This is a genomic window from Streptomyces sp. NPDC048248, assembly GCF_043201875.1.
Taxonomy (GTDB): domain Bacteria; phylum Actinomycetota; class Actinomycetes; order Streptomycetales; family Streptomycetaceae; genus Streptomyces.
The window spans coordinates 114,473-130,324 of the sequence record NZ_JBICZL010000015.1; the positions used below are offsets into that span (position 1 = coordinate 114,473).

The window sequence follows — 15,852 nt, forward strand, 5'->3', positions numbered from 1 at the left end:
CCCACAGGCTCGCCCCGTGGGTCCGCGCCCTGGTCGGCAGATACGTCACCGGAGTCGTCTGCGACGCCTGACTGCTCGACCGCCCGCGCGCACCCGTCCGTCCCGTCGGCCCGTCAGTCGCCGCAGGTCGCCATCTCGCTGCCGCCACCTCCTCCGGGGTGCCGACTGGCCAATCGTCTACGCGCACCCGGCTCGTGCACTCGCCCGCCTGGTCGCCCCGTGCTCGGTCGGCTGTCTCGCGACCAGCACTTTCTGTGATGCCCAGATGCCCACCCGTCCCCCAGCACCCGGCCGTCCTGTCGGCCTTGCCCCGTCGCCCGCGGCCGGTCGGTCGTCGTGTGACCGACGTCTTCCGTGACGCCTGGCTGCTCAACCGCCCTCGCTGCACAGGCTCGCCCCGTGGGTCCGCGCCCTGGTCGGCAATTACGTCACCAGGGCCGTCCGTGACGCCTGACTGCTCAAACGCCCGCGCGCACCCGCCCGCGTCGTCGCCTCGCGCCCGGTCGGTCGTCTCGCGGCTGTCGCCTCCTCCGGTGTCGACTGGCCAATCGCCTGTGCGCATCCGGCCTCGCGCACCTGCCCGCGCCTGATCTGCCTCTGGGACCGCCCGTCGGCCTGGCTTTCCATCGATCTGTCGGTACTTGTGTGCCGGCGCCGGCGCTCGGGCTGCATTGCCTGGTTGCCGGTGTCCCGCCGCGTCGGCGTCTGGCTGCTCCAGGGCTTGCCAGCCCCCTGCCTGCCGTGCCCGTCTGCGCCCCCGCTCCTCTGCCTCGGCCCGCGTCCGCCGGTTCCCCACTCCCCGTACCGGGTCGGCCCGAACCTGACCTTTCAGGCCGCTCTGGCCTGACCGCTGTCGCCCGCCCGCACCGCCCGCAGCCGACCGCCTGCCCGCGCCACCTCCCGCCGTCAGCCGCGCCTCCCTTCCCCTCCTCACCTCTCCTCCCATGGCCCTATTTGTCCGTCTTCTTCCTGTAATGGCAGAAGGATCTTGGTGTTGGAAACCTCACACCCCCTCAGCGGGGCGGGGGTTTTGGCCGAGCAGGGGAATCTGATCTTCCGATTCGCTCTTACGATGGCGAAGTTTGTGCACGGCACGGGGGAAGACCAGGAGACCAAGCACGTGAGCACGACGAAGACGGCGAGCGCGGAGCAGGGCTCGCACTCGCATTACCGCCGGTCCCTCGGGACCATTGCCCTGACCGCCACGGGTCTCGGGTCCATCATCGGCTCCGGCTGGCTCTTCGGAGCCGAACGGGCGGCCGCCATCGCAGGACCGGCCGCGATCCTCGCCTGGGTCATCGGCGCCGTGGTCGCGCTCACGATCGCGCTCACCTACACCGAGCTCGGCTCGATGTTCCCCAAGGCCGGCGGCATGGTCCGCTACGGCCAGTACTCGCACGGCTCGCTCGCCGGGTACCTGGCGGCCTGGGCGAACTGGATCGCGATCGTCTCCGTCATCCCCGGAGAGGCCACCGCCTCCGTCCAGTACATGAGTTCCTGGGACTTCGGCTGGACGCGGGCGCTGTACGACGGCAAGGAGCTGACCGGCACGGGTGTCGGGCTCGCCAGCGTCCTGCTGATCTTCTACTTCTTCCTGAACTGGTTCGCGATCACGCTGTTCGCGAAGACCAACACCGCCATCACCGTGTTCAAGGTCGTCGTGCCGGTGATGACGGCGGGTGCGCTGATGCTGGCGCACTTCGACACCGGCAACATCCAGGCCCACGGCGGCTTCACGCCGAACGGCTGGAGCTCGGTCTTCACCGCGGTCGCCGTCTCCGGCATCGTCTGGGCCTACAACGGCTTCCAGTCCCCGCTGAACCTCGCCGCCGAGGCCCGCAACCCGGGCAAGTCGCTGCCGAAGTCGGTCGTGTGGTCGATCGTGATCGCGCTGGTCATCTACGTCGCCCTGCAGGTCGCGTTCCTGATGGCGGTGCCCGGTGACAAGCTGACCGCCGGCGGCGGCTGGGCCGGACTCGGCTTCAACTCCCCGCTCGCCGACCTCGCGGTGGCCTGGGGCCTGAACTGGCTGGCGCTGCTGCTGTACGCCGACGCCTTCGTCTCCCCGTCCGGCACCGGCATGATCTACGCGGCCACCACCTCGCGCATGATCCACGGCGTGCAGGAGAACGGTCACCTGCCGGGCATCTTCGGCCGGGTGGACAAGAAGACCGGTGTGCCGCGTCCGGCGCTGATCCTCAACCTCGCGATCGCCTTCCTCTTCCTCGCGGTCTTCCGCGGCTGGGGCTCGCTCGCCGAGATCGTCTCGGTCGCGACCGTCATCTCCTACATCACCGGTCCGGTCGCGGTGATGTCGCTGCGCCGCCTCTCGCCGGACCTCAAGCGCCCGGTCAAGCTGCGCGCGATGCCGTTCGTCGCGCCGATCGCGATGATCTTCGGTTCGCTGGTCCTGTACTGGGGTCGCTGGCCGCTCACCGGCAAGGTCATCCTGATCATGGCCGTGGGTCTGCCGGTCTGGGCCTGGTACGAGATCGGCAAGCCGCTCACCCAGGGCCGCAAGCCGTGGGCCGGTCTGCTGCCGCACCTCAAGGCCGGCGCCTGGATGGTGGCGTATCTGCTGGTCATGGCCGCCGTCTCGTACGCGGGCGGCAAGGACTTCGGCGGCAAGGGATATCTGCCCGAGGGCTGGGACATCCTCGTGGTCGCGCTGATCGCCCTCGCCTTCTACTACTGGGGTGTTCGCAGCTCTTGGCGCAACCCGTCGCTGGTCCAGGTCGAGGCGGAGACCCGGGCGGCGGAGGCCGCCGAGGCGGCGGAAGCGGACGAGGCGCGGTCGGACGACGACAAGGCGCCCGTCGGCGCCTGACGGCTCCCGCACGCATTCTCCCGGGACTCCGGGCCCCTATTAGGGGCCCGGAGTCTCTGCGTTCCGCGGCCGGCCACCCCTCGGTCTCCCCCGACTCCTCCGGCTCCTCCGGCCGCCCTGGAAGCGGACGGGTGGCCGGTTCAGTACCTCTTTGTGTAATTCCGTATCCGGTGCGTAAAGGTCGGGCGTACGCTCGGGCATATGCGGATTGCGATTTCGGCATCAGCACAGGAGGGGCGCGCGACGGCGCGCTGCCCGGCGGACGGAGGGGCGCAATGACCGACAGTGGAGCCGTGCTGCCCTGGCTCGTCATCCGCCAGGACGAAGGCGGCAACCGTTATCGGGTCGGTCGTTATGCGACCCGGGCGGAGGCGGAGCGGGTGGCCGACCGGCTCGATACCCGCGGCCACCAGCGGCTTTACGTGGTCGAGCGGGTTGGCCGTGCGACGACCTGAGCGGTGATGAGCGAGGAGCGGGACAGAAGCGGGGGACGTAGGCTGCCGCGCATGACGACACTGCGCGTAGTGGTGGGCGGAGCGGTGTGCGACCGAGGGCGGCTGCTGGCCGCCCGGCGCAGCGCACCGCCCGCCCTGGCCGGCCGCTGGGAGCTGCCCGGCGGCAAAGTGGAGGACGGCGAGACACCCGAGCAGGCGCTGGCACGCGAGCTGCGTGAGGAGCTGGGTGTCGAGGCGGTGGTGCAGGAGCGCATTCCGGGGGAGTGGGTGCTGCGTCCCGGCTTCGTCCTGCGGGTGTGGGCGGCCCGGCTGCTGTCCGGTGAGCCGCGCCCGCTCCAGGATCACGACGAGCTGCGCTGGCTGCTGCCCGGTGAGGAGGGGCAGGTCGACTGGCTGGACCAGGACAGGCCCGCGGTCGACGAGGCGATGCGGCGGTTGGTGGCGACGGCGACGGTGGGGCGCCCACGGTCGTGAGCGTCGCGTGCGGCCTGCCATCGGGGACGGCGCCAGGCCGGCTCGCGGGCGGCAGCGCCGTCACCCGGGTGCCGCACGTCCCGTGCGGCATCGCGCGGCGCACCGCTGCTCGATGCCCCATTGATGCCAGTGCGCCCGTTTGATGGCGATATTTACTCATCAATACCGGGTATGCCGTGATTAACCCCTCTTGGTGCGATGAGCCTGGGGGTCCCTTCGGGCTGGGAAGTGATCGGCGTGAGCGACAGCGCAGCGGCAGAGGGCCTCGGGGCGGCCTCTTCCGGTGCCCGCCGGCGCGGCATGGTCTCCGGTTCGCCGATTGCGGAATGGAGTTTCCCGGCCGATCCGGGCGCGGTGCGCACCGCCCGCAGTGCGGTGCGGGAGGTGCTCGACGACTGGGGGGTCGACGGCGCCGTGGATGTGGCCGTGCTGCTCGTCAGCGAGCTCGTCACCAACTCCTTGCGCCACGCGAGCGGGCCGATCGGCGTCCGCATGGTGCTGCTCAGCAGCGGCGGACTGCTCGTCGAGGTGAGCGATCCGCTGCCCGATCCGCCCCTTGAGCGCACCGCGTCCCCCGACGACGAGGGTGGTCGTGGATTGCAGCTGGTCGCCTGCAGTTCGCGGCGCTGGGGCACCCGGCGGGGAAAGAGTGGCAAGACAGTGTGGTTCGAGCTGTCGGTGGCTGGTTAGGAGACAGATGAAGTCCTGATCGTTGCCATTTCATCGACATCCCGTCGATGGCCTGCGATCGAGACTGTGCTGTGATCGTGAAGACCGTGTTCCGGATAGCCGAGGTGCTGGATACTCGGCTGGTCCGGTCCGGGCACGATGAGCTGGAGGGGACGGGGCTCGTGAGCGAGATGTCATCTGGCGGGGCAGGACCCGCGCAGGCCGATGGTCAGGGCGGTGCGGACAGCCCCGGTGGCCCAGGTGCACGCCCGCATGCGCGGGACCCGCACGGTCTGCCGCTCTGGCAGAGCAGCCAACCCGGATCGATCTACGACTACATCCGGGTGGCCTCGTTCTCGCTGGGGCCCGACGGGCGCATCGACCGGTGGAGCGAGCGCGCGGCGGACATGCTGGGCATCCCCGCGCAGTACGCCGTCGGCAAGGACCCCATCGAGGCGTTCGTCCCCGGCGAGCTGCGCGAGACCGGGCGCCGCAAGGTGTCCGAGATTCTCGACGGCCGTGAGTGGACCGGCCTGGTGCCCTACCGAAGGGAAGAGGGCGGCCGGGCCGAGGGGCTCGCGGAGATCTATGTGATGCCGTCCGAGACGGAGCTCGGCGAGCGCGCCGCGGTCTGTCTCGTCGTCGACGTCCGGGCGCTGCGGGGCATCGAGACCGACCTCGCGGCCGCGCAGGCCGTTTTCGGTCAATCTCCCATGGGTTTCACCCTGTTCGGCACGGATCTGCGGCTGATGCGGGTCAACGAGCGGTTCGCCACGGTTTTCGGCGGGCCCGCCCACAAGTACCGCGGCGGAAGCCCGCACGACTTCCTGCCGCCCGGCGAGGCCGATCGGCTGACCGCCGCACTGCGCCGGGTCCTGGAGACCGGGGAGTCGGTCGCCGAGATGCAGGTGGTCGGTCTGGTGCCCGGCGAGGAGGAGCGCCGCCGCTGGTCGATCTCCCTCTACCGGCTGCACGGTGCCAGCGGCCGGCCCATAGGCGTCGCGGCGCTCGCCGCCGATGTGACGGGGCGGCGGCGTGCCGAACGGGAAGCCGCCAACGCCCGGCGCAACCTCGCGCTGCTGAACGAGGCCGGCGCCCGGATAGGCAACTCCCTGGACCTGGAGACCACCGCCCGCACGCTTCTCGACGTCGCAGTCCCGCAGTTCTGCGATCTGGCGTCGGTGGACCTCTACCAAGGTCTGCTGGCGGGCGACGAGGCCCCGCCCGGCATGAGCGACGGCAGCGCGGAGCTGCGCAGGGTCGCGTTCGCCAGCGCCGTGTCGGACGCACCGCTGGCCACATCCACCTGTTGTTCGCCTGACGGTGGTCAGGACCCGGTCGCTGTCGGAGCCGTCCACCGCTACCCCTTCAACTCCCCGTGCGCCGGCGCCCTTCGGACGGCGCAGGCGCAGATCATCCCGGGCCGGGAGTGCGACGACCGGCAGGAGTTGGGCGCGGTGGTGCACTCCACCCTCGCGGTACCGATGGTCGCCAGGGACACCGTCGTCGGGCTGGTGCAGTTCTCCCGTACGAAGGGCAGCGAACCGTTCGGCGAGCGCGACACGGCACTCGCCGTCGAACTGGCCGCGCGCGCCGCGGTCTGTATCGACAACGCCCGTCTGTACCGCCGCGAACACGAGCGCGCGCTGATACTGCAGCGCAGCCTGCTGCCGCCCGGTGACCCGGAGGCGGCCGGCCTCGACATCGCCTGCCGCTATCTGCCCGGAACCACCGCCACCGAGGTCGGCGGCGACTGGTTCGACGTCATCGAGCTGCCGGGCCACCGCACCGCGCTGGTCGTCGGCGACGTCATGGGCCGCGGGCTGCGCGCCGCCGTGGCGATGGGTGAACTGCGCACCGCTGTGCGGACGTTGGCGCTGCTGGATCTGGAGCCCGCCGAGGTGCTCTCGGCGCTGGACGAGATCGCGCGGGGGCTCGGCGGCGGGGGTGACGGCCGGACGGGCGGGCGGTCCTCGCGCGGTCGGTCGGGCGCCTCGGCCGAGACGGCCCGCTCCGCCGGTGCCGCGGATCTCTCCGAGGTCTATCTCGCCACCTGCGTCTACGCGGTCTACGACCCGGTGACCCGGCGCTGCACGTTCGCCAACGCCGGGCATCTGCCCCCGGTGCTGGTCGAGGAGGGCGAGGACGCGCTTCTGCTCGACGTACCGCCCGGGATGCCGCTGGGTGTCGGCGGGGAGCCCTTCGAGGAGATCGAGGTCGATCTGCCGGACGGCGCGCTGCTCGCCCTCTACACCGACGGCCTGGTGGAGTCCCGCGAGCACCCCCTCGAGGAGGGGCTGCAGGCCTTCCGGGCGGCGCTGTCGGACGCCGACCGTCCGTTGGAGGACGCCTGCGACCACGTCCTGAGCGTCATGGACACCTCGCACGGCGAGGACGACATCGCGCTGCTGATGGCCCGGGTGCACGGCCTGCCCAAGGACGCGGTGGGCGACTGGAATCTGGCGCCCGACGCCCGCTCGGTGGCCCGCGCCCGTGAGCTGGCCCGCGACCAGCTCACCGACTGGGGCCTGGAAGCCCTGGTGGACACCACGGAGCTGTTGGTCAGCGAGCTGGTGACCAACGCGCTGCGGCACGGTCACGGGGAGATCAGGCTGCGGTTGCTGCTGGATCGCACGCTGGTCTGCGAGGTGTGGGACGCCGACCTCGCGCAGCCCCGTCGCCGCCGCGCCCGGGACACCGACGAGGGCGGCCGGGGGCTGCAGCTGGTCGGCCTGCTCAGCGACGGCTGGGGCAGTCGCCGCACCCCGCGCGGCAAGACCGTCTGGTTCGAGCTGGCGCTGCCCGACGGCGAGTCGGCGGCACCGGATCCGACGGAAGCGCTGTTGAGCCTGTTCTGAGCCCGGTGGCGGCGCCCCTGGCCCGGGGCGTCACCACGGTGGCGCGGTTCAGGTCGCCCGCAGGTGCGCGGCCGCCTTCTCCGCCTCGCGGACCACCCGCTCGGTGTCCACCCCCACCAGTTCGCCGTGGGACTTCCGCAGGCGGCCGTCGACGAAGATGTCACGGACGTTGGGTGGTTGGCCGTTGAGGACGATCTGGCTCACCCGGTCGAAGCGCGGGGCGAAGTTGAGGGTGCCGGGGTCCAGGACGAGGACGTCGGCGCGCTTGCCCGGGGTCAGCGACCCGACCCGGTCGGCCATCCCGATGCACTCCGCGCCGCCCAGGGTCGCCATGCGCAGGACGGCCGGGATCGTCGGGTGGATCTCGGCGTCCTCGTGCCGCGCCCGCTGGAGCCCGACGGCCGCCTTCATCACGCCGAACATGTCCGAGGTGTCGTTCGTCCCGCCGTCGTGGCCGAGCCCGGCCCGCACGCCGTGCCGGTGCAGGGCGGGCAGCGGCATGATGCCCGAGGCCAGCCGCATGTTGCTCAGCGGGCAGTGGGCCACCCGTACGTCGTGTGCGCCGGTCAGCGCGATCTCGTCGTCGGTGAGGTGGATCGCGTGGTTCATCAGCAGGTCGGGGCCGAACGCACCGGCGGTGCGCAGGGCACGGATCGGTTCCTCGGCGCGGTCGCCGCGGTGCTCCAGGACATGGCAGTTGAACATCACTCCCATGTCACGGGCCGTTCGTGCAGCAGGCGCAGCTCCTTGAGGAGCGACATCCCGGCATGCGCCGACACCTGGGCCGACGCCAGCGGCAGCGGGGCGAGCAGCTCCTTGGCGACCCGGGGCAGGAGGTCGCGGTCGGCGGCGCTCTGCGCCATCGCGTAGACGAACCGCAGCCCGGAGTCGTCCAGGGCGCGGATGTAGGAGGCGCTGGTGTCGTACGGGATCGCGTGCACCCAGTCGACGAGGGTGGTGACGCCGGTCTGGAGGGCGTCGAGGGCCGCGAGATGGACGAAGCGGTACATGTCCCGGGCGTCGATCCTGGGCAGGGTGCTGCGGTTGCAGGCGGCCAGCCAGCCGTGGACGTCCTGCGCCGCGCAGCCGCCGCGGATGCTCGACTGCCACAGGTGGTTGTGCAGGTCGACGAACCCCGGCAGGACGAAGGTGCCGGCGGCGTCGACCACCCGCGCGCCCGGCGGCACGTCGAGGCCCCGGCCCACCGCCGCGATCGCGCCGTCCCGCATGACGACGTCGACGCCGTCCTCCAGCAGGCCCAGCGGGCCGTCGCCGACCTCGGGGTCCATGGTGAGTGCGAGGTCCGCGCCGCGGAGCACCGTCGTCCGTCTCTCCGCCGGTGCCTCGCCGGGCCGCACGGCCGAATCGTGGCGCGCGGCGGGCAGCCCGGCCGCCAGGGGGACGCCGCCCAGGCCGGCGAGGAGCCGCCGCCGGCTCATTTTCGGAAAGTTCATTCCGTCGGTATATCGCGGGGGCGAGGCCGCGTCGTGAGACCGGTTCCAGCCAAGTGATGGGCCGTCAGATCATGCCGGAATGGCCCCCCTCGGGCGCGAAGAGGTCATTCGCGCCGCCGCCGAATCTTGCTCCCGAGCCACACCAGCGGGTCGTATCGGGCGTCCGCGGCACGCTCCTTCAGCGGGATCAGCGCATTGTCGGTGATCTTGATGTGCTCGGGGCAGACCTCCGTGCAGCACTTGGTGATGTTGCAATACCCCAGGCCGTGCTCGTCCTGGGCGGTGCGCCTGCGGTCCAGGCCGGAGTCGGCGGCGGCGTCCAGCGGGTGCATGTCGAGTTCGGCGACCCGCATCAGGAAGCGCGGACCGGCGAAGGCGGGCTTGTTTTCTTCATGATCGCGCACCACATGACATGTGTCCTGGCACAGGAAGCACTCGATGCACTTGCGGAACTCCTGCGAGCGGTTCACGTCCTCCTGCCGCATGCGGTACTCACCGGCCGCCAGCCCCGCCGGCGGCGCGAACGCCGGGATTTCCCGGGCCTTCTCGTAGTTGAACGATACATCCGTCACCAGATCGCGGATGACGGGAAAGGCCCGCATCGGGGTGACGGTGACCGTCTCGGCCCGGTCGAAGACCGACATCCGGGTCATGCACAGCAACCGGGGCCGGCCGTTGATCTCCGCGCTGCACGAACCGCACTTGCCGGCCTTGCAGTTCCAGCGGACCGCGAGGTCGGGCGCCTGGGTCGCCTGCAGCCGGTGGATGATGTCCAGCACCACCTCACCGTCGTTCACCTCGACCCGGAAGTCCTCCAGGCCGCCGCCCTCCGCGTCCCCGCGCCACACCTTGAAGTGCGCCGTGTAGGCGTCGGACCGCTCTGATCCCTGCTGCCCGCTCACCGGCTCAGCTCCTCGTCCGTCAGATACTTGGCCAGCTCGTCCCGTTCGAAGAGCGCGAGGAGATCGGGGCGGATCGGCGGGGTCTCCCGGCGGGTGAGCCGGATCCGGCCCAGTGCCGGGTCCGCGTCCGCCCGGTCGCCGGGCGGATCGGCGAGCCGGCAGACCAGATTGACGTTGCGCCAGCGCCGGTCCATCTCCGGATGGTCGTCGCGGGTGTGCCCGCCACGGCTCTCCTCGCGCTCCAGCGCAGCCCGGGCCACACACTCGCTGACCAGCAGCATGTTGCGCAGGTCGAGGGAGAGGTGCCAGCCGGGGTTGTACTGGCGGTGCCCCTCGACGCCGGCCCGCCGGGCCCGTACCCGCAGGTCCGCCAGCCGGTCCAGCGCCTCGGCCATCTCGCCGCCCTTGCGGATGATGCCGACCAGGTCGTTCATCGCCTGCTGGAGTTCCTGGTGCAGGGTGTACGGGTTCTCCGCCGGGCCCGCGTCCGGTCCGGCGTCCTGCCGCGCGTCCTCGGCGCTGAAGGGGCGCAGCGCCTCGGCCTCCGCGGCGTCGATCTGCAGCGGATCGACGGTCGGCCGGTCGGCCGCTGCCGCGGCGTACCCGGCCGCGTGCAGACCCGCACGCCGGCCGAAGACGAGCAGGTCGGACAGCGAGTTGCCGCCCAGCCGGTTGGAGCCGTGCATGCCGCCCGCGACCTCCCCGGCCGCGAAGAGACCGGGTACGCCGGTCGCCGCCGCGGTGTCCGGGTCCACCTCCACCCCGCCCATCACGTAGTGGCAGGTCGGGCCGACCTCCATCGGCTCGGTGGTGATGTCCACGTCCGCCAGCTCCTTGAACTGGTGGTGCATGGAGGGCAGTCGGCGCCTGATGACCTCGGCCGGCATCCGGGTGGAGACATCCAGGAAGACACCGCCGTGCGGGGAGCCGCGGCCCGCCTTGACCTCGGAGTTGATGGCGCGGGCGACCTCGTCGCGGGGGAGCAGCTCGGGCGGCCTGCGGTGGTTGTCCGGGTCGTCGTACCAGCGGTCGCCCTCCTCCTCGGACTGGGCGTATTTCTCCTTGAAGACGTCCGGGATGTAGTCGAACATGAACCGCTTGCCTTCGCTGTTGCGCAGCACCCCGCCGTCGCCGCGCACCGATTCGGTGACGAGGATGCCCTTCACCGACGGCGGCCAGACCATGCCGGTCGGGTGGAACTGCACGAACTCCATGTTGATCAGCGGGGCCCCGGCGAGCAGCGCAAGCGCGTGGCCGTCCCCGGTGTACTCCCAGGAGTTCGACGTGACCTTGAAGGATTTGCCGATGCCGCCGGTGGCCAGCACCACGGCCGGGGCCTCCAGCACGAAGAAGCGGCCCGATTCGCGGGCGTAGCAGAACGCGCCGGCCACCCGCCCGCCGTCGCCGGGCTCGGTGAGCACCCGGGTGACGGTGCACTCCTGGAAGATCTTCAACCGGGCTTCGTGGGAGCCGAGTTCACGCTCGTCCTCCTGTTGGAGGGCGACGATCTTCTGCTGGAGGGTGCGGATCAGCTCCAGGCCCGTACGGTCGCCGACATGCGCGAGGCGCGGGTATTCGTGGCCGCCGAAGTTGCGCTGGGAGATCCTGCCGTCCGCGGTGCGGTCGAAGAGCGCGCCCCAGGTCTCCAGCTCCCACACCCGGTCCGGGGCCTCGCGGGCGTGCAGTTCGGCCATCCGCCAGTGGTTGAGGAACTTCCCGCCGCGCATGGTGTCCCGGAAGTGCACCTGCCAGCTGTCACCGTCGTTGACGTTGCCCATGCTGGCCGCGATCCCGCCCTCGGCCATCACCGTGTGCGCCTTGCCGAACAGGGACTTGCAGATCACGGCCGTCCGCATGCCCGCCTCGCGGGCCTCGATGGCGGCGCGCAGCCCGGCTCCGCCGGCGCCGACCACGACCACGTCCCAAGCCTGCCGGTCCACATGCGCCATCAGAAGGCACACCTTTCACTGGATGGAGCGGTCCTCAGAAGAACCGCGGATCGTCGAAGGCCCCGGTGGCCAGGAGAAACACATAGAAGTCGGCGAGACCCACGCTGATCAGCGAGGACCAGGCCAGCAGCATGTGGCGCTCGTTGAGCTTCCCCACCCAGCCCCACAGCCGGTAGCGCACCGGGTGCCGGGAGAAGTGCCGCAGCCGGCCGCCGACGATGTGCCGGCAGGAGTGGCAGGAGAGGGTGTACGCCCAGATCAGAGCGATATTGACGAGGAAGATCAGCGAGCCGAGGCCCATATGGCCCCAGGCGTGGTGCTCGTCGCGGAAGGACAGCACCGTGTCGTAGGTCAGTACGCAGGCGACCAGCACCGCGAAGTAGAAGAAGTAGCGGTGGAGGTTCTGCAGGATCAGGGGGAAGCGGGTCTCGCCGGTGTACTTCTTGTGCGGCTCGGCGACCGCACAGGCCGGCGGCGATGCCCAGAAACCCCGGTAGTAGGCCTTGCGGTAGTAGTAGCACGTCAGCCGGAAGCCCAGCGGGAAGATCAGGATCAGCAGCGCGGGGGACAGGCCCCACCAGCTGCCGAAGAGATCCCAGTTGGGCCCGCCCTGCATGGTGCGGCAGTTGTCGGCCAGGCACGGTGAGTAGAACGGCGAGACGTACGGCGCGCTGTAGTAGTCGGCGTTCGCGAAGGCCCGCCACGTCGAGTAGACGACGAACGCGAGCAGGCCGGCGGCGGTGACGGCCGGGGCCAGCCACCAGCGGTCGGTCCGCAGATGGCGGGCGCGGATGGCGGCACGCGAGGCGTCGTGCACGCCCGTCGCGCCCGTGTGCGGTGAGGGTTCTGTGCCAGTGGCCAACGTCGGTCTCCGTGAAGGGCGCTCCGTCGGGGCGGGGCTGGAAGGGGCAGGGGCGGGCGTCGGAGGACTCCTAGGGCGCCCGGCGGTCGTGCGCGCCCAGGCCCTCGTCCTCGGCGCCTGCCCACAGCGTGGAGTCGTAGGGGGTGTCGGGAATCGAGACCATCGCGAGCGCCGTGCGTCCGGCGGCCGCGGTGGGGCCGCCGGACGCGGCGCTCTCCTTCAGCAGGGTCAGGCTCTCGCGCAGATGGTCGGTGTCGCTGCGCACCCGGCGGATGTCCAGCCCGGCCCCGACCTGTTCCTCCAGCCGGGCCACCGACCGGACGAGGTCGTCCAGGCTGCGTTGAATCGCCGTCAGTTCATCGTGAAGGGACATGACGTGCCCTCACCTCCGAAGGTGTGGTGGGCGATCTCATGCGCCTGCGAGTGTCGCGCGTCACAGTCGGGGTTGGGAAGGGATCTGTCGCGATTACGGCGACGAACCGGTGCGTTTCGGCTGTCGCGCGCCGGGCCGCGACGGGGGCCGATCGGGGACGGTCCGGCAGGTACAGCCGGCGGCCGGCGCGCCCTGTAACCGGCGTTGGGCCGGGCGAGTGGCCTTGGGGCGGTGGCCGACGTGTCGGGCGCCCGGGCGGGGATCGGTCGCCTTCAGTGGGGGTGCCATAGATGTGATGAGCCGCAAAGTCGGCCGAACGTGTTGCGCCGGAGAGGGCCCGGGCGGCGGCGCGGCACGGGCGAGCCCGGAGGTAACAGTCATGACCGACCACGACAGCCTTGCAGGCCGCGCGGCGTGCCGCGGGCGCCGCTGCGCCGCGCTCATCGCGGCGGGCGTGCTGCTCCCGCTGCCCGTTCTGACCGGATGCAGCGGTGACGACTCCGAGGCGTCCGCCGCTGCTTCCCAGGACATCGGCCGGGTGGCACGCGGCCAGCTGAAGGACGGCGGCACCGTGCGCTGGGCGGTCGACTCGATGCCCGGCACGCTCAACGCGTACCAGGCCGACGCCGACGCGACCACGGCACGGATCGCCGGCGCCGTGCTGCCCAGCCTGTTCACCGTCGACGGGCGCGGCAGACCGCAGCGCAACCCGGACTACCTCCGGGCCGCGGACATCAGTGCCCGCGAGCCCAAGCAGGTCGTCACCTACAAGATCAACCCGAAGGCGCGGTGGAGCGACGGGCGGGCCATCGGCGCCGCGGACTTCATCGCCCAGTGGCACGCGCTGCGCGGCAAGGACAACGCCTTCTGGAGCGCCCGCAACGTCGGCTACGACCGGATCGCGAAGGTCCAGAAGGGCTCCGACGCGCACGAGGTCGAGGTCACCTTCGCCAAGCCGTACGCGGACTGGCGGTCGCTCTTCACGCCGCTCTATCCCAAGAGCGTGATGGGCGACGCCAACGCCTTCAACGACACCGCGCGCAAGCAGCTCAAGGTCGGGGCCGGGCCGTTCCGGATCAAGAGCCAGGACACCGGGCGCGGCCGGGTCACCCTGGTGCGCAACCCGCAGTGGTGGGGCGAGCGCGCCAGGCTCGACACGCTCGTGCTGGAGGCGCTGCCCCGCGACAAGCGGTCGGCTGCGCTGGCCGCCGGGAGCGTCGATGTCGCCGAGGTCGACCCGACGGCCGCCAAGAAGGTCTCCTCCGCCCACCGTGCGGCCGCGTCCGCCGCCCGCAAGGGCAAGGAATCCGGCAACGCCGGCCCGCAGGCGGCCGGTGAGCGCACGGATGCCAAGGCGGCCGCCGAGAGCGCCTCGCTGAGCGGCTACACGGTCCGCAAGGCCCTGGGAGCCGCGTACACCCAGCTCGCCCTCAACGGCAGCACCGGACCGCTCACCGACGAGCGGGTGCGCCGCGCGGTGGCCCGTGCCATCGACCGGCAGGCGCTGGCCGACACGGTCCTCAAGCCGCTCGGGCTGCCCGCCAGGCCGCTCGGCAACCATCTGCGGATGGCCGGACAGTCGGGCTACGAGGACCACAGCGACGCGCTCGGCGGCCGCGACACCGGCGCCGCCAAGGCCCTCCTCGCCGAGGCGGGCTGGAAGCCGGGCACCGGCGCCGAGCCGGACGTCAGTCCGGAGCCGGCCAAGCAGGACGACGCCTCGGCGCCCGCCGCGTCCGCTTCCGCGGCCGCCGCGTCCGACGACGGCCGCAACGCCGAGCGTCCGGCCGGCGCGGACGCCCTCGCCCGGAGCAACGACCACGAGGCGGATGTCCGCCCGGCGGCGGCCGAGGCGCCGCTGTCCTCCGCCGGCGCGGTGGGCTCCGAGGTCCAGCAGGCCGCCCTGCTGCGGCAGAGCGCCTCCTTCTACAAGGCCGAGGCCGCCAAGCAGGAGGAGAAGGCCGACGGGGACACCACGTCCCGCGCGTACGCCAAGGCCCAGCGGTACCGGAAGCGTGCGGCCAAGGCCCTCGGCGCCGCCGAGATGATCGAGACGGGCCAGCGACGCCATTTGCCGGGATCCGGCGGCAGCGCGGCCGCCCGGCCGATGTCAGCGGCCCAGGCGCGCGAGGCCGAGGCCGCCGCGAAGCGGGACGCGGCGGCGGCCTCGCTGGCCGCATCCGACGCCCGTGACGAGGAGCCGGCAGGCCGGGCGGCGGGCTACGCGGACCACCGCTCCGCCGCCGAGCGGGCCGCCGACACCTCCGACGCCAAGGCGGACCCGGTGGCGAAGCAGCCGGCGGACCGTGACCCCGGCCGCAAGGCCGCCAAGGCCCCGGTCCTGAAGAAGAACGGCAAGCCGCTCACCCTGCGCTTCGTGCTTCCCGACGGCGCGGGCTCCGAGCAGCTGCGCACCGTCGGCGAGCGGATCGCCAGGATGCTCGGCAAGATCGGGGTGCAGACGGCGATCCAGCGGGTCGCCGACACCAGCTACTTCCAGGACCACATCGCCTCAGGCGACTACGACATGGCGCTCTACTCCTGGCCCGGCACCGCCTACCCGGCGACCGACGCCCGGCCGATCTACGCCAAGCCGCAGCCGGCGGCCGACGGCTCGCTGACCGTCGAGCAGAACTACACCCGGGTCGGCACCGACCACATCGACCAGCTCTTCGAGCAGGCCACCGCCGAGCTGGACGAGGGCGCCGCGCGCAACCTGGTGGCGCAGGCCGACGCCCGGATCTGGGCCGCCGCCGGATCGATTCCGCTGTATCAGCGGCCCGAGCTGGTGGCCACCAGGAAGTCGCTCGCCAACGTCGGGGCCTTCGGTCTGGCCGCACCCCGCTTCCAGGACATCGGCTACACCAAGGGATAGCGAACAATAGGTAAGAAACCGCAGGTCAGCGGGCGTACGTACGGGCTGGGGCGGCCAACGCCGCCGCAGCCCCGTACGATGGGGTGAGGCCGTGGCGTCTTCATGCCCGGCAGGCGCGCGTACCGGATGGACGCGTCGCCACCCACGATTCCGG

General features: G+C 71.6%; 12 protein-coding genes. 6 read left to right on the forward strand and 6 right to left on the reverse strand.

Annotated elements, in window-relative coordinates; all coding sequences use genetic code 11:
• Window positions 1-1,072: 1,072 nt before the first annotated feature.
• The 5 genes from ACGFZW_RS29720 (at window position 1,073) to ACGFZW_RS29740 (ending at window position 7,283) form a co-directional block, all read left to right on the forward strand.
• Window positions 1,073-2,827: an APC family permease gene (locus ACGFZW_RS29720; RefSeq protein WP_393896335.1), complete on the forward strand. Its 1,755-nt coding sequence runs from the start codon at window positions 1,073-1,075 to the stop codon at window positions 2,825-2,827.
• A 275-nt stretch (window positions 2,828-3,102) separates the two neighbouring features.
• Entirely contained in the window at window positions 3,103-3,282 is a 180-nt protein-coding gene (locus ACGFZW_RS29725; protein WP_393896336.1) for an SPOR domain-containing protein, read from the forward strand.
• Window positions 3,283-3,333: 51 nt separating this feature from the next.
• A complete protein-coding gene (locus ACGFZW_RS29730) occupies window positions 3,334-3,756 on the forward strand; it encodes a (deoxy)nucleoside triphosphate pyrophosphohydrolase (protein ID WP_393896337.1) in 423 nt (140 codons plus the stop codon).
• 300 nt (window positions 3,757-4,056) lie between these two features.
• Window positions 4,057-4,446: an ATP-binding protein gene (locus tag ACGFZW_RS29735; protein WP_393896414.1), complete on the forward strand. Its 390-nt coding sequence runs from the start codon at window positions 4,057-4,059 to the stop codon at window positions 4,444-4,446.
• Window positions 4,447-4,616: 170 nt separating this feature from the next.
• Window positions 4,617-7,283, forward strand: coding sequence for a SpoIIE family protein phosphatase (locus ACGFZW_RS29740; RefSeq protein ID WP_393896415.1), 2,667 nt, complete (start codon window positions 4,617-4,619; stop codon window positions 7,281-7,283).
• Window positions 7,284-7,331: 48 nt separating this feature from the next.
• Here the strand turns inward: ACGFZW_RS29740 and ACGFZW_RS29745 are convergent, their stop codons facing one another.
• The 6 genes from ACGFZW_RS29745 to ACGFZW_RS29770 form a co-directional block, all read right to left on the reverse strand.
• Window positions 7,332-7,997 (reverse strand): amidohydrolase family protein, encoded by a 666-nt coding sequence (locus tag ACGFZW_RS29745; protein ID WP_393896338.1) that lies wholly within the window; start codon window positions 7,995-7,997, stop codon window positions 7,332-7,334.
• Window positions 7,988-8,737 carry an amidohydrolase family protein gene (locus ACGFZW_RS29750; protein ID WP_393896339.1) on the reverse strand — a complete coding sequence of 250 codons (750 nt, stop codon included), beginning with the start codon at window positions 8,735-8,737 and terminating at the stop codon, window positions 7,988-7,990. Before ACGFZW_RS29750 ends, ACGFZW_RS29745 begins: the two co-directional genes overlap by 10 nt.
• 104 nt (window positions 8,738-8,841) lie before the next feature.
• Window positions 8,842-9,639, reverse strand: a complete 798-nt coding sequence (locus tag ACGFZW_RS29755; RefSeq protein ID WP_393896340.1) for a succinate dehydrogenase/fumarate reductase iron-sulfur subunit — start codon at window positions 9,637-9,639, stop codon at window positions 8,842-8,844.
• Window positions 9,636-11,588, reverse strand: coding sequence for a fumarate reductase/succinate dehydrogenase flavoprotein subunit (locus ACGFZW_RS29760; protein ID WP_393896341.1), 1,953 nt, complete (start codon window positions 11,586-11,588; stop codon window positions 9,636-9,638). Before ACGFZW_RS29760 ends, ACGFZW_RS29755 begins: the two co-directional genes overlap by 4 nt.
• Window positions 11,589-11,622: 34 nt before the next feature.
• Window positions 11,623-12,450 carry a hypothetical protein gene (locus ACGFZW_RS29765; RefSeq protein ID WP_393896342.1) on the reverse strand — a complete coding sequence of 276 codons (828 nt, stop codon included), beginning with the start codon at window positions 12,448-12,450 and terminating at the stop codon, window positions 11,623-11,625.
• Between the two features lie 70 nt (window positions 12,451-12,520).
• Window positions 12,521-12,823 (reverse strand): hypothetical protein, encoded by a 303-nt coding sequence (locus ACGFZW_RS29770; protein WP_393896343.1) that lies wholly within the window; start codon window positions 12,821-12,823, stop codon window positions 12,521-12,523.
• Between the two features lie 379 nt (window positions 12,824-13,202).
• Here ACGFZW_RS29770 and ACGFZW_RS29775 point away from each other — a divergent pair, with 379 nt between their 5' ends.
• Window positions 13,203-15,698 carry an ABC transporter substrate-binding protein gene (locus ACGFZW_RS29775; protein ID WP_393896344.1) on the forward strand — a complete coding sequence of 832 codons (2,496 nt, stop codon included), beginning with the start codon at window positions 13,203-13,205 and terminating at the stop codon, window positions 15,696-15,698.
• The last annotated feature ends 154 nt before the right edge of the window (window positions 15,699-15,852 follow it).